At 62.8% G+C, this 12,609-nt stretch carries 10 protein-coding genes and 1 pseudogene; 5 read left to right on the forward strand and 6 right to left on the reverse strand.

The annotated features are described in order from the left end of the window. Positions 1 to 76 precede the first annotated feature (76 nt). Positions 77 to 724 carry a hypothetical protein gene (locus NZ585_01270; protein MCS7078668.1) on the reverse strand — a complete coding sequence of 216 codons (648 nt, stop codon included), beginning with the start codon at positions 722 to 724 and terminating at the stop codon, positions 77 to 79. Next, positions 724 to 1,344, reverse strand: coding sequence for a cyclase family protein (locus NZ585_01275; GenBank protein MCS7078669.1), 621 nt, complete (start codon positions 1,342 to 1,344; stop codon positions 724 to 726). The genes NZ585_01270 and NZ585_01275 overlap by 1 nt, the downstream gene beginning before the upstream one ends. A 317-nt stretch (positions 1,345 to 1,661) precedes the next feature. Between NZ585_01275 and NZ585_01280 the strand changes: the two genes are divergently transcribed. Together NZ585_01280 and NZ585_01285 are read left to right on the forward strand one after the other, a co-directional pair. Continuing rightward, positions 1,662 to 2,180 carry a peptidyl-prolyl cis-trans isomerase gene (locus NZ585_01280; protein MCS7078670.1) on the forward strand — a complete coding sequence of 173 codons (519 nt, stop codon included), beginning with the start codon at positions 1,662 to 1,664 and terminating at the stop codon, positions 2,178 to 2,180. Between the two features lie 8 nt (positions 2,181 to 2,188). Further along, positions 2,189 to 2,923 (forward strand): annotated as a pseudogene (locus tag NZ585_01285) (protein phosphatase 2C domain-containing protein). 148 nt (positions 2,924 to 3,071) lie between these two features. Here the strand turns inward: NZ585_01285 and NZ585_01290 are convergent. Genes NZ585_01290 through NZ585_01305 form a run of 4 tightly spaced genes read right to left on the reverse strand, consistent with a single transcriptional unit; the run spans position 3,072 to position 10,679 of the window. Next, the gene (locus NZ585_01290) at positions 3,072 to 5,915 is read right to left on the reverse strand and encodes a HEAT repeat domain-containing protein (protein MCS7078671.1); all 2,844 of its coding nucleotides are present in this window, start codon (positions 5,913 to 5,915) and stop codon (positions 3,072 to 3,074) included. Between the two features lie 56 nt (positions 5,916 to 5,971). After that, positions 5,972 to 7,009, reverse strand: coding sequence for a glycosyltransferase family 2 protein (locus NZ585_01295; protein MCS7078672.1), 1,038 nt, complete (start codon positions 7,007 to 7,009; stop codon positions 5,972 to 5,974). Further along, positions 7,006 to 8,118 (reverse strand): glycosyltransferase family 4 protein, encoded by a 1,113-nt coding sequence (locus tag NZ585_01300; GenBank protein MCS7078673.1) that lies wholly within the window; start codon positions 8,116 to 8,118, stop codon positions 7,006 to 7,008. The genes NZ585_01295 and NZ585_01300 overlap by 4 nt, the downstream gene beginning before the upstream one ends. Further along, positions 8,115 to 10,679: a protein kinase gene (locus tag NZ585_01305; GenBank protein MCS7078674.1), complete on the reverse strand. Its 2,565-nt coding sequence runs from the start codon at positions 10,677 to 10,679 to the stop codon at positions 8,115 to 8,117. Before NZ585_01305 ends, NZ585_01300 begins: the two co-directional genes overlap by 4 nt. A 419-nt stretch (positions 10,680 to 11,098) precedes the next feature. On the opposite strand from NZ585_01305, the gene NZ585_01310 reads away from it, so the two are divergent. From NZ585_01310 to NZ585_01320, 3 genes are read left to right on the forward strand one after another with little or no spacing between them, the layout of a single operon-like run. Next, complete coding sequence (locus NZ585_01310; GenBank protein ID MCS7078675.1) at positions 11,099 to 11,539, forward strand: hypothetical protein; 441 nt, start codon at positions 11,099 to 11,101, stop codon at positions 11,537 to 11,539. Positions 11,540 to 11,566: 27 nt separating this feature from the next. Continuing rightward, complete coding sequence (locus NZ585_01315) at positions 11,567 to 11,929, forward strand: hypothetical protein (protein ID MCS7078676.1); 363 nt, start codon at positions 11,567 to 11,569, stop codon at positions 11,927 to 11,929. Beyond that, positions 11,878 to 12,525 (forward strand): hypothetical protein, encoded by a 648-nt coding sequence (locus NZ585_01320; GenBank protein MCS7078677.1) that lies wholly within the window; start codon positions 11,878 to 11,880, stop codon positions 12,523 to 12,525. The genes NZ585_01315 and NZ585_01320 overlap by 52 nt, the downstream gene beginning before the upstream one ends. Positions 12,526 to 12,609: the final 84 nt, after the last annotated feature.

Here is a 12,609-nt window from a genome sequence, read left to right on the forward strand (position 1 = left end):
AGTTGGTCCCGACAGTAGGCGGGTGCAAGCGGGCGGATTTAGCCACCCGCGCCCTACGAATCAGCAGGCTGTGCATTTAGGCAGACGGCGTACTCAAGGCTGTGACGAGCCGTCGTGCGCGTTCTGTGAGGTGGTCAAAGTTCGGCGTTGCATCGGTTTGAGGTGAAAAAAGTCCGCCGCCGATAGCGACGACCGACGCCCCGGCACGGAAGTAGTTGGGCACCTCGTTGAGATCAACGCCGCCGGCTGCCAGCAGGTGAACCTCTGGGAGCGCCCGCCGCAGATGGCCAATATAGACCGCGCCGCCGAAAGCCGCTGCCGGAAAGACCCGTACCAGTGCCGCGCCTTGCTCGGCTACCAACGCCACTTCACGCGGCGTCGCCCCGGCTGGAATAACCAGCAGACGGTGCTTGCGGCAAAACTCCACAAGGGGCGCGTTGTCATACGGCAGCGTGACAAACTGAGCGTTGGCTTTGATGGCACGGTCGGCAATTTCGATGCTGGGAGCGTCGCCTATCCCAACGACAACCTCATCACCGAAGCGCCGCCGGATGTCCACAATGACGCGCATTGCGCCGGGCGTGGTGTATGGGACTTCAACAATGCGAATGCCGCCTTCAACAACGGCCTGCGCCGACTGCACAGCGATTTCCGCCGTCGCCGCCCGCAGGCTGGCGATGAGGCGATGGACGAAAAACCGCTGGAGGAGATCACCGGACGACATTAGCCCCGCAGGATGACGCGCGCCGGTGCGCCGTCGCTGTCCATTAGTTTCAGCGGAAGACACAGCAACTCATAGTCGCCGGCGTCCACCTCGCGCAAGTCCAAGCCTTCCAGAATGACGACCCCGTTGGAGAGGAATTCATGATGGGTCGCAAAGGTCGTACTGCCGTATTCCTCAACCGATAAATAGTCAATCCCTACGAGCTTGATGCCGTCGGCGACCAGCTTGGCCGCCGCTTCCGGTGTAATGAAGACATAGTCGGGATTGAATGTTTCCTGCCGCCACAAATGTGAATTACGGGTTTTGAACAAGACCCGGATGTGTTCGCCCAAATCCAAACGCGAAAGTGTCTCGACATCAATTTTTCGTGAAGTGACTTCCACGACACGCGCGCGGCCCACCAGAAGGTTCAGGGGAATCTCGTGTAGCTTGCGCCCGTTCTGAATGAAGTGGAACGGAGCATCTATGTGCGTTCCTGTGTGCGTTCCCATACCGCAGTAGCACACATTCGCCGGGTCGCCCTTAGCAATCTGCGCGTGTGGTTCAAGCACTACCGGCGGGTCGCCTGGATAAACCGGCATCCGTGGATGAACCGGAACCGTCACATCGTAAATTTGCATAACCCTGGATTCCTTCCTTGTCCGGCGCGGATGCTAACGGCGTCGCCCAAGCCCTGTCAAACCGGACGATTATGGCAACGCCGCCTGAAACAAAATCGGCTTTCAGCCATGAAAGAGCTGTGAAACTCGGCTTTTGCACCAGCTTGGTACTTGCGCCCCATGACGCTGCGCGGCGCACCGTTGTATTCTGCCGCTGCGTGTTTGCTGCTGGTTCGCGTATGGACGGCCGCGCCGTCAGGATGGCGCTACGCCTTCTTGCTGGTCGCCGGACACTGCTCCCTGCGTACCCGCGAACGATGTTCACGCCGGAGGTATGTATGCGCTTCTTTCAACTGGGTTGCTTGATGTTTGGTTTGCTTTTGAGCGTCGCCTGTGACAACGCTCCCAAAAAGCCAGCGGCGGAAGACAAAGCCGCTAAGCCGGCTAAACCAGCCCCCAAACCCTGTGACCCCAAAGACCTTATTCCCGTCAAGCCTGAAACGCCCCCGGAGTCGCTGGAAGTCCAACACATCCTGATTGCGTATAAAGGCAGCGGCGCGTCTAAAAATCCCCAGATCAAAGTTACGCGCTCAAAGGAAGAGGCGCGCAAACTTTGGGAAAAAGTGTTTGAGGAAGCCCGCAACTGCGCCGACTTCAATCAGCTTGTCATCAAGTACAGTGACGACCCCAACAAGATGAATGACTACAAGTACAACGCCTTTCCGGGCTTTTACGAAATCACTCCCAAGGGCGTCTTTGATGAGAACTTCAAAAAGTGCGCCCAAGGCCTCAGTCCGGGGAATATTGACAAGGTAGAAAGCTACTACGGCTTTCACATCATTCGGCGGAAGGCGTAAGCGGCGACATGGCGCATGACACAACTGCTTCGGTGGCGTCTTTTACCGTTCGTTTTGCCTGCATCTGTGACCGAGGTCTGCAACGCATCGCCAACCAAGACCGGGCACTGGCGGAAGTCAACGCCCGGCTCTTTGTCGTCTGCGACGGCGTCGGGGGTAACACCGGCGGTGAAATCGCTAGCCAGACGGCGATTGAGACCGTCCGCGACGCCTTCATTGCGCCCGACGACAACCCGCCGCTCATCCGGCTTGAACGCGCGATCCACTACGCCAATCGTGACATTTATGAGATGGCCAAACACGATCTCGACTTGGCCGGTATGGCGACGACGCTGGTGGCGTTGCACCTCAACGGCGAGACGGCTTACGTCGCGCACGCAGGCGACAGCCGCCTGTACCACTTCGCCAACGGCGCACTGACGCAAGTCACGATTGACCACACGCCGTTGCAGGACGCCGTTCGCCGCGGTGAACTCTCAGCCGCCGAAGCTGAACAACTCCCTAAAGCTAACGAAGTCAGCCGGGCGCTGGGCGTGCGTCCCGAAGTCGAAGTTGAAACGCAGGATTTCACGTTTACGGTTGGCTCGCGTTTTCTGCTGTGTACCGACGGTGTGACGCGCCACATCACCAACGACGAACTGGAACGGCTGATGATTACCTTTGTCGACAACCCTGACGGGCTGTGCGACGAAATTCACCGCTATTGCTACGAGCGCGGGGCGGAAGACAACTTCACAGCGCTGGTTGTCTGTGTTGATCCGCCGTCGCCAGCTCCACCGCCGGTCGGGCCACCGTCCACGCCGTCGCTCCAGGAGCGGTTGATACGAACGCGGGAGCTTAGCCTTGCGCCGAGTTTTCCCACCGATCGGACAACCGGCGAGCACCATCCGCTCAAGGAACTGGTTGAAGCGCGGCGGGCGCGTTCGCGGCGCGAACTCCTTTGGCAAGTCTTGGCGACGCTGCTGTTGATGGCGTTGGCGTTTGTCGCCGGATGGTGGATGGGCGGCGGCGGTCGGTCGCCGAACCCGCCGCCGGTTGCGCCGGGTTCTCCATCGGCGCGCTAACGGGCGGCCACTCACGGAATCTCGACAGGCTGCTCTGTCCGGCTTCAGTACTCCGAATGACGCCGGAGGCGTCCACGTAGAAAACACGTCCGCCAGTCAGACCTGGAATGGTCGGCGTCGCCAGCACAAAGAAATCCGCCGGGCTGGCTGGCGTCGCCTCGGTGACATAAAGCATCAGTCGGTAGTCCGCCATCGCCCATAGGTCATCCGGTAGGTGGCTGTACGCCTTGAGTTGCGCCGGTGTAGCGAAATTGCCGCCCGAAACCAACTGGAAGGCCGTCTGGGCGGCGACCAATTGCGCCAAACGTTCCACGACCAGCGCCTCGTTGCGTTTGATCCGCTCATCAGTGCCAATTGCGCCGTCCGGGCGGAGACTGCGCAGCGATAGCCACGTCGGTACGTTTTGGGCGGCGGCGTGGCGGAGGGGCAGCCGACGAACCAGCGCGGCGACTGCCGTTTCCGCCGGAGGCATGGACGGCGTTGTCGGACGTACCTCGAACGGAGGCTCATCCGTTGCGTTTACGGCCGTCGCATCCGGCGCAGGCGTGGGGGGTGGTGCGGCCGCCGGCGACGGGAGCGAGTCTGCGGCAGGCATCCGCCCAGTCAGCGTCGGCGGCGCAGCGGCAACGGTCAGCAGGCCTTCGCCGCTTGTCCATCGCGGCAGGACGCGCGCCGGACGCAGTTGCTCCGAGGCCGGACGCGCTTCGGCGAGCCGTTCTAAAACCGGACGCGCGCCCGGCGTCTCGCGGTCAGCGACCAGCGGCGGAGGCGGCGGGGCGGGCGACGCTGTAGGGAGCGCCGCATCGGGTATGCGTGGCGGCGGCAGTACGGCGACCAGCGGCGGCGTGGCCGGAGCGGTAGGCAGCATCATGCGCGGCAGGCGTAAACGATCCAGCGCGGCGACGGCCGCCTGCCGAACGTCCGGCGAGCCGTCCTCGCGCGCTAGCCGTCGCAGCACTGTCGCTGTCTCCGGCGGCACGTCTTGCAGCGCTGGCGTTAGCGCGAGCCAGTTGGCGCGGACGGACGGGTCAGCTTCCGTGGGCAACCGCCGTGTCGCCTCCCGGATAAAGCGGGCTGGATCGGTCCGCGCCAACCCCAAGACCGCCGCCCGGCGCACGTCCGGGTCGGCGTCTTCCAGCGCGGCTTGCAGCCATTCGGCGGCGTTCGGCGCGTTGACAACCACCACAAGCGCCAGCAGCGCCCCGCGTCGGCGCAGGGCTTCAGGCGCGCGGAGGAGGGTTTCCAGCCTTGTCGCGGCGGCGTCCACAGCGTTGAAAAAACCGGCAAAGGTCGTGCGGTGGGCCGACAACTCATCGAAGGTCATCCGCCCGATGGTTTCGACGACGCCGGTAAATGCCTCCTCTGAACCAAGGCGAGCCAGCGCAAAAGCCGCCGCGCTGCGCAGAGCGTTATCATTGGACTGAAGCACGGCAAGCAGGACCGGCAAGGCGCGTGCGCCGCCGATGCGGGGCAACACAGCGACGGCGGCGGCGCGAACAGTTGGGTTGGCGTCCGCCAACGCCGACTGAATAGCGGGAAGCGCTCGCGCGTCACCGATCTTACCAAGCGATTCAACCGCGCGGCGGCGCAGCAGTGGATCGTCGGCGGTTAGGGTTTGGATGAGCGCCTCCGTTGCGCGGTCATCCTTGAAGCCACCTAACGCTTGGACAGCCAGCGTTCGCACCAGCGGATCGCCGTCGCGCAGAGCATCCGTCACGGCGTCGAGGGTACGCGGGACGGCAAGCGCGCCTAAGGCGTCCACAGCGCGGGCGCGCACGCGGGCGTCTTCATCGCGCAGCGCATCGGTCAAAGCGTCGGCAGCCGTGTCGTCGCCAATCTTCCCCAGCGCAAAAGCGGCGTTCTGACGGACGACGGCCTCGCGGTCGCGGAGGGCGTCCACCAGCGGCAGTACGGCCCGGCGGTCACGTAGGCGGCCCAGCGCCTCAGCCGCGCTTGCGCGGACGGTTCGCTCCGGGTCACGCAACAACTCAATGACTTTGTCAACGGCGCGCGCGTCACCAATGATCCCAAGCGCCATCGTGGCGCGGCTGCGGACATACAGGTTAGCGTCGCCCAACGCGCGCAGGAGCGGCTCAACGGCTTCCCTGCGACCGAGCGCGCCAAGCGCCTCGGCCGCACCGATCCGCACCTCCGGTTCGGCGTCGGACAACGACCCGACCAACGCCGGAAGCGACGCCGCATCGCCCAGCTTGCCAAGCGCCTGCGCGGCGGCGCTGCGGACGGTCGGTTCAGCGTCCCGCAGTCGCAGACGCAACGCCGTCGCCGCCTGTGGACGCCCTAGCCGCGCCAAGGCGAGCGCCGCCGCCGCTCGTACGTCGGGACTACTGTCGTTGAGGGCGGCGATAAGGCCATCCAGAGCGAGTTCACTTTTGAGGTTGCCAAGAGCTTCAGCGGCGGCGCTACGAACAAGAAAATCCCGGTCGCCGCGCAAGGCTTCCAGCAGCGGCGTCACTTGGCGCTCATCACCGGAACGACCAAGCTCTTCAACAGCGCGGCAGCGGGCTTCACGATCCTGTAGCTCGCCCAGGCTGCGCCGCCCATCCTGCGCCGCTGTCGGTGAGACGTTTGACCAGACGCTTCCGGCGATGACGCCCACCAAGAACGCGCCCAGCATCAAGAACCGTCGCGCATGAGGTCCAATCTGCGACATGGCGGTTTCTTCCTCGCTTCTTTCCCGGATGCACGGATGTCTTCGTTCGCCGATGATCACGTCCGCCTGATGATGTTCACAGGCGGTTCGGCGGACGCACGCGCCCGCATTGCATCCGCACGACCCATCTGTTCGGCGATGTTCCCGCAGCGCCACGCTATGACTCTGGCCCGCAGCGCCTGTCGTCGCTTTTCGACCACAGCTGGCAACAGCAGTCGCGCCGCCATCTTGGCGCGCGCCCGCCAGCCGGGCGCCGCCGACCAACTTGACCAAGCCAACACGGCGGCGCGGCGACGTGCGCCCGCGCGCGCAAAAGCTTCCGCGTACGTCCACGTCAACTCGGCGGCGGCGCGGCGGCGTTCCACGTCCGACAGGCCCATCCAGTCGGCGGCGCGGGCCTGCGCAGCCAGCGTCTCCGTCAGCATGAAGTCCACGTCGCGGCTGGTGTTGCGCCCGTGCCGCCGCCAAGCGGCGCGCGCTTCCGCATCTAGCGCAAAATCACCAAGGCGACACAGCCGCAGGTACAACTCATAGTCTTCCAGTCGGGCTCGTTCATTCCAGCCGAACCGGGCCAGCGCGGCCGTCCGATACAGAACGGTGGAACTCATCGGCGCGCCGCCGCGCAGGAGCATGGCGCGTACGTCGCCGTCCGTGTAGCGCGCCCACCAGCGCGTGTCGTCCACAATGTCGTCGTCGGCATTGACGACCAGCGCATGGCCGTAGGCAAGAACGGCCGGCGGACGCGCTTCGAGCATCGCCGCGCGCGTCGCCAGAAAGTCGGGCAGCCAGAGGTCGTCCGAGCCGAGGTAGGCGAAATAAGGTGCGTTGCAGTAACCAAGGGCTTCGTTGAGCGTCGCGCACAGCCCCCGGTTGACGGCGTGGACGATGAGTTCGCAAGGGAAAGGACATTCGGCCAGCGTTTCGGCGATGATGCGCGCCGAATCGTCGGGCGAAGCGTCATCAATAACGAGCAACTTGGTCGGCGGTTGGGTTTGGCGGAAGATGGAGCGCAGCGTACGCGCCACAAAACGCGCGTGACCATACGAAGGGACGACAACGAACACACCGGCGGCGGGCGCGGTGACGACGTTCACAGGGCAATCACCCGGTCGTAAAAATCGCGTAGTCGGTTGAGGTACGCCGCCAGAGTATAGCGTCGGCGCGCATGCGCTTGTCCACGCGCGGCCAGCGTACGGCGGTAGGGCAGGTCGTCCAACAACTGGTTGAGGACGCGCGCGCAGTCCACCGAATCCCCGGCGCGAAAGAGCGCGGCAGCGGTACCGTCGGCAGTGACTTCGCGCAGGGCGGGAATGTCCGAGGCGGCGCAAGGGACGCCGGCTAGCATGGCTTCCACCAGCGCCAACCCGAAGGTGTCGCTGTGTGAAGAAAGAACAAACACATCCAGCTTCGGCAACACGTCGGCGGCCGGACGCGCGCCCCAAAAATGAACGCGGTGCAGGAGGCCGCCGCGCGCACAGATGGCGCGCGCCTCACGGTAGAGTCGTTCGTCCTGCGCCGCCCCGACAAACACGCACTGCGCCGTCGGCCGGCGCTGGAAAACCTCCGGCAGCGCCCGGCACAGCGTGGCGTGATCCTTGATGGGGGTAAAGTTGGCAATCATGCCGAGTATCGGCCCGGTTGCGGGAGCGTCCGCTGCAGAAGCCGCCGGCCGAGCCGGATCGGGGACGCCGTTGGGGATGACCGCCACCCGCTGGGCGCAGTCGAGGCGAAGCATGCCGTCGGCTTCATGCCGGCTTCGTGCGGCTTCGGAGACGACCGTTACGGCGTCCACGCGCGGCAGCAGGAAGTTGAGCGCCCGGCGGTTTTTGGCGTCGTAGGCAAGGTTATGGAGCGTGAGGACAAGCTTGGCCGGCAGGCCGCGCCGCGCCCACCACGCATGGAGCGCCTCGACGGCTTGGTTGGCATGAATGAGGTCAATGGCCTGCGTTTGGATGAGACGACGCAGCCAGCCAGCGAGCCTAGGGTCAAACGGCGCGCGCCGGCGGTGGAAAAACGACCGAGGCAGAGCGTGAAAGGCGTCGGCGAAGTTCCCGTCACCAAAACCGGCGACATAAGCTTCAATCCCGACGGTGGCTGCGTTTTGGCAGGTCGCCAGCGTCAATGTCTCGACGCCGCCCCGGTTGAGCGAGTCGAGCAGATACAAAACACGCAGGGGATTGGCTCGTCCGGCGCTGCGGCTCACGCCGTGGCGTTGCCGGCGGTTGGCGACGCGGCCGCCGAGCCAAGGAAAGGTTGCATCAGTTGCTCCCAGCTTTGCCGGACGGGTTCAATAATCGCTTGAAATGCAGGCGTTTCGCGGAGTCGCGCCCAATCAGGATTCGAGATAAACCACGGGTAGTTCTCATTACCGAGCGCGATGGCACGGCGCAGCCAGTAGAGGGCGTCTTCGTCGTCGCCTAACGCGGCGTAAAGCGTCGCCAACCAGTAGGCGGCGTCCCCATCAGCGTTGGCAATCTCGCGGACGGCGTCGTTGATGAGGGCGCGGGCGCGATCCGGCTGGCCTTCAATGACAAAGCCAAGCCCGTAGATTGGACGAAAAGCATGCAGGTCGGGGTTACGCTCAAAGAGTTCCCGGAACGTACGGGCTGATTCAGCGTAGCGTCCTTGGTAGTAGAGCACCTGCCCAAGCACCATCGAGGCAAAGGGGTGATTGGGTTCGACAAACAGCGCCCCGTCAAGGTACTCAAGGGCTTCTTCGTAGTGTCCTTGGTACATGGCAATGCGCGCGCGGTTGTAGGAAACCCGGACGAAATCCGTCGGATCAAGCCGCAAACAGGCCTCGTATTCGGCGAGGGCCGGGCCGTACAACCCGTCCCACCGGTGCAAATACGCAGCCGTGTTGTGGGCGGCCGGGTCGTTAGGCGCAATGGCCAGCATCCGGCGAACCTGCTCGCGGGCGCGCGCCTTCTCGCCCTTCAGCAGGTAGTAGTAGACCATGTTGATTTGCGGCTCGATAAGCGAGTCATCCAGCGCCAGCGCCTGTCGGAAACGTTCGGCGGCGCGTTCGAAGTACAGCGCTCCACCAATCCCCTTCAGGACATACTCGACATAACACAGCCCCATTCCGGAGTGCGCCAGCGCGAAGTTGGGGTCACAGGCTAGAGCGTTTTCAAACATTTCCGTCGCCGCGCTGAAGTCGTCCTTGAGCATGGTCTGGCGGAACCGCTGCAACTGGTTACGCCCGCGTAGGTAGTACTCAAACGCCTCCGCGTTGCGGGTCGTCGGTTTGGCGATGCGTTCTTGCTCGGTCGGGCTAATGCGGACACGCAGTTCCTCGCAGATTTTCTGCGCCAGCGTATCTTGGAGCGTGATGAGGTCCTGCGCGTCGAGGTCAATCTTGTCGCTCCAGAGAATCTCGCCCGTGTGGACATCAATCAGCTGCGGCGTCACGCGCATCCGGTGCCCGGACTTGACATAGGCGCTCGTCATAATCGCGTCCACCTGCAGCTCGTTGCCGACATAAATCGGATCAAGGTCGCGTCCTTGGTACTTCGCCATGTAGCTTGACGGACGCACGACGATGGATTTGAGGCCGGCTAGTTCGGTGATCACGCTGTCAGCGAGCGAAAAGCTGTAGAAGTCGGTCTGGGGGTCGCCGCTGAGGTTACGGAACGGGAGAATGGCGATGGAGCGTTTATCGGAGGTCCGCCACGAGCTGGGCATCGAATCGCGTAGTCCTTGCCCTTTGTCAGCAATGTCTTCGGTTTTTTTCTCGGCCGGTTCGGCTGGGCGGGGCGTCGCCGCCGGTTGCACAGTCGGCTGATTGGTCGGTGGACGGTCGGCGGTTCCGCGCAGACGGCTGATGAGGCGGCCGACGACGCCGCCGGTGAGCCAATTGCTGCGCTCATGGCGCGGGGCGACCATCGGCAGCAGGGAGTCATCCGTCAACGGTTGGCCGGTTTGCATTTGCACCGCGCGCAGCAGTTGCTTGAGCTCCGCTTGGAACTCGCGCATGGTCTGGTAGCGCGCCGTGACCTCCTTAGCCGTCGCCTTTTCGAGAATGGCCTGTAACCGTTCCGGCGCAGCCGGGTTAAAGGCGGACAATGGCGGCAGGGGTTCGTGCATGATGGCATGCATGACGTCCACGCTGCTCTTCCCTTGGAAGGGGAGACGTCCGGTGGCCATCTCATAAATGACAATGCCAAGGGAAAAGATGTCGGAGCGGGCGTCAATTGTGCCGCCACGCGCTTGTTCTGGCGACATGTAGCCCGCCGTACCGAAAGGGACGCCGGCTTGTGTCAGTTCCATGACCGACTCATCCCCAATCGTCTTGGTCGTCGCCTTGGCGAGGCCGAAGTCAAGAATTTTCGCTTGACCGCGGTCGTTAACAATGATGTTGGTGGCCTTGACATCACGGTGAATGATGCCGCGTTCATGGGCGGCGGCCAGAGCGTCGGCCAGCTGGACGGCGATGGAGAGTGTACTTTCCACATCGAGCGCGCGTCCGCGAACCATCTGCTTGAGGCGTTTGCCTTCGAGGTACTGCATGACGATGAAATGCAGGCCACGGTCTTCGTTGATTTCGTAAACGGTGCAGATGTTAGGGTGGTCGAGAGCGGAGGCCAGCTGAGCCTCACGGAGGAAGCGCTTACGGGTTTTTTCGTCGGCGACCAATTCAGCCGGCAGGATTTTGATGGCGACGATACGCCGCAAGCGGGTGTCCTCAGCTTGATAGACTTCGCCTTGCCCGCCTTCACCGATTTTTTTGAGGAGCTTGTAGTGGAGCAGGTAGGTGCCAATCATACATCCACCCTCAAGTGGCGACCCGCGCACCGGCACAGCGCCGGCGCACTGAGTGAGGCGCAGTCAAAATTTTTGGTTGCGCGGTGTGGTCAGCTTCGCCGTATTGGCTGGGGCGATACTAGATGATTCACCAAGGCTTTTCCACTGGAAACCACAACACCCCTAAGCTAACGCAAGGCCGGGCTGAGGGAGAAGGGTGACGTACACGTGTCGTCTTCCTTCTGCGTTGTTTGAGGTCCGGAGGACCGTCGCGGCAAAGGGGGCGCTCCCGACGACTCCTCCACGTGGAATGACTCACGAAAGCTTGCTCTCACAAAAAAGCCGTTGCCGAAACCGTCTGGCTGTGCATGCTGGATGGTAACATGAGCGCCGGCCTGGTGTTGTCCCGGCGCAAGTCACCTGGAAGGACACGCTCCGCCATGCTCGCCGTCAGCTCCAACCACGCCAAAACCATCGAACTCGTCTACCAAATCCTGTGCGACGACGTACGTCTCGAAGTCGGCAACAAGCTCAGCTTTATGGGGGTGTTTCAGGAAATCTACGCCCCGGAAATCCCCTTTGGGCTGGTGCGCATGGCGGTGTGCAATCACTGGCGCGGGACGGGCGAGTACCTATCGGAAGTCCGCATCCTTTCTCCCGGACGCCGTGAAGCGCTCGCCGTTTCGACGCCGTCGCGCCTGAGCCTGCCGGCGCAGGGCTTCAACACGAACGTGACGTTTTTTCTGAATCTGCATTTTCCGCAGGCTGGGGAGTACGTTGTACAGACGCTGCTTGACTCGCGCTTGTTTTGCGAGACGATCTTGCGGGTTGGACGCCTGACGCCGCCGTCCGACCACCACCCCAATCCGCTACTGAACTGAACCTAATGTGGGTTGTGACAACGTCTGATGTTGTCCCACGCCACCAAAAAACTTTTTATGCGGGGTTTCCAGCGCATGGTTACGGCAGCGGCAGGTCGTTCGCCGCACCGCATGTCTCCGGTGCAGCCGCTATTTTCACCGGGCTGGTGGCGCGGCCAAAACGCCGGTGACGTGCCGTTACCAGCAATGATCAAGGCGGCGCTCGGCAATGGCGCAGTGGACATGAGCGCCCAGCAAACCGGCATGCCGGGCGGCAGTACGCTGGCGCCAATCCCGAACGACACGGAAGGTTGGGGGTGTGTGAACCTCGCCAAAACGGCATTTGGAATCTGTTTGTCGTGGATGACGCAACCGCTGACGTTGGAGCCTTTGCAGGCGGCTGGTCGCTGACCATTCAGACACAGACGCCGGTTTGCAGCTCGTGTACGACCTCCTGCACGCCCGGCGTTATCAACCCACTCGTTACCGTATCCACAAACATAGGTGCGCCATTTGGTTTGCAGGGTTCTTCAACCTGCGCGACAGACGGGTACTCAAACGACTTCTTGATTCAGTCAACACTAACCAATCTATCCACCTCGACGCTGACCAACCTCGCTTTCCAAGTTGTTGAGCTGCAGCATGCGAACGGTCCGGTACCGTCAATACCCTTCCGCCTGACATCGGCGGATGGGGCGACCTGCACAAGCGGCGGTTTGGTTGGCGCGACACAGTCGCTCACGGGCGTCACGCTTGCGCCGGGACAGAGCGCGACGGTGACATTTCGGATTGCCATGCCGTCCGTGCGACGGTTCCGGTTCTTTGTCAACGTGCTTGGATGCATTACTGGCAGCACTCGGCTGCCGGAACAGCGACTTGATGCCCTTGCCAAAGCTTCGCCCATCGAGATTAAGACGGGCGGCCTTGGTCGGAGCGGAGCGACCGAGGCGAGCCGTCGCCGGCCTGCATCAGGGCGCCACTCGGCAGGTCAAGCCGGTCGTCGGTAGCACCTGCATCCACTGACAATGCTTTCGGGGGAGGTGGAATCACCTCCCCCGATTTTTTGCACAGATGTGCAGTGGTCGTTTCCA

Origin of the sequence: Chloracidobacterium sp. (assembly GCA_025057975.1) — a bacterium.
GTDB lineage: Bacteria > Acidobacteriota > Blastocatellia > Chloracidobacteriales > Chloracidobacteriaceae > Chloracidobacterium.

What these genes read in the sequence shown, in the direction of transcription:
- NZ585_01270 (MCS7078668.1), bottom strand. Translation starts at nt 724, where the DNA reads ATGTCGTCCGGTGATCTCCTCCAGCGGTTTTTCGTCCATCGCCTCATC.
- NZ585_01275 (MCS7078669.1), bottom strand. Translation starts at nt 1,344, where the DNA reads ATGCAAATTTACGATGTGACGGTTCCGGTTCATCCACGGATGCCGGTT.
- NZ585_01280 (MCS7078670.1), top strand. Translation starts at nt 1,662, where the DNA reads ATGCGCTTCTTTCAACTGGGTTGCTTGATGTTTGGTTTGCTTTTGAGC.
- NZ585_01290 (MCS7078671.1), bottom strand. Translation starts at nt 5,915, where the DNA reads ATGTCGCAGATTGGACCTCATGCGCGACGGTTCTTGATGCTGGGCGCG.
- NZ585_01305 (MCS7078674.1), bottom strand. Translation starts at nt 10,679, where the DNA reads ATGATTGGCACCTACCTGCTCCACTACAAGCTCCTCAAAAAAATCGGT.
- NZ585_01310 (MCS7078675.1), top strand. Translation starts at nt 11,099, where the DNA reads ATGCTCGCCGTCAGCTCCAACCACGCCAAAACCATCGAACTCGTCTAC.
- NZ585_01315 (MCS7078676.1), top strand. Translation starts at nt 11,567, where the DNA reads ATGTTGTCCCACGCCACCAAAAAACTTTTTATGCGGGGTTTCCAGCGC.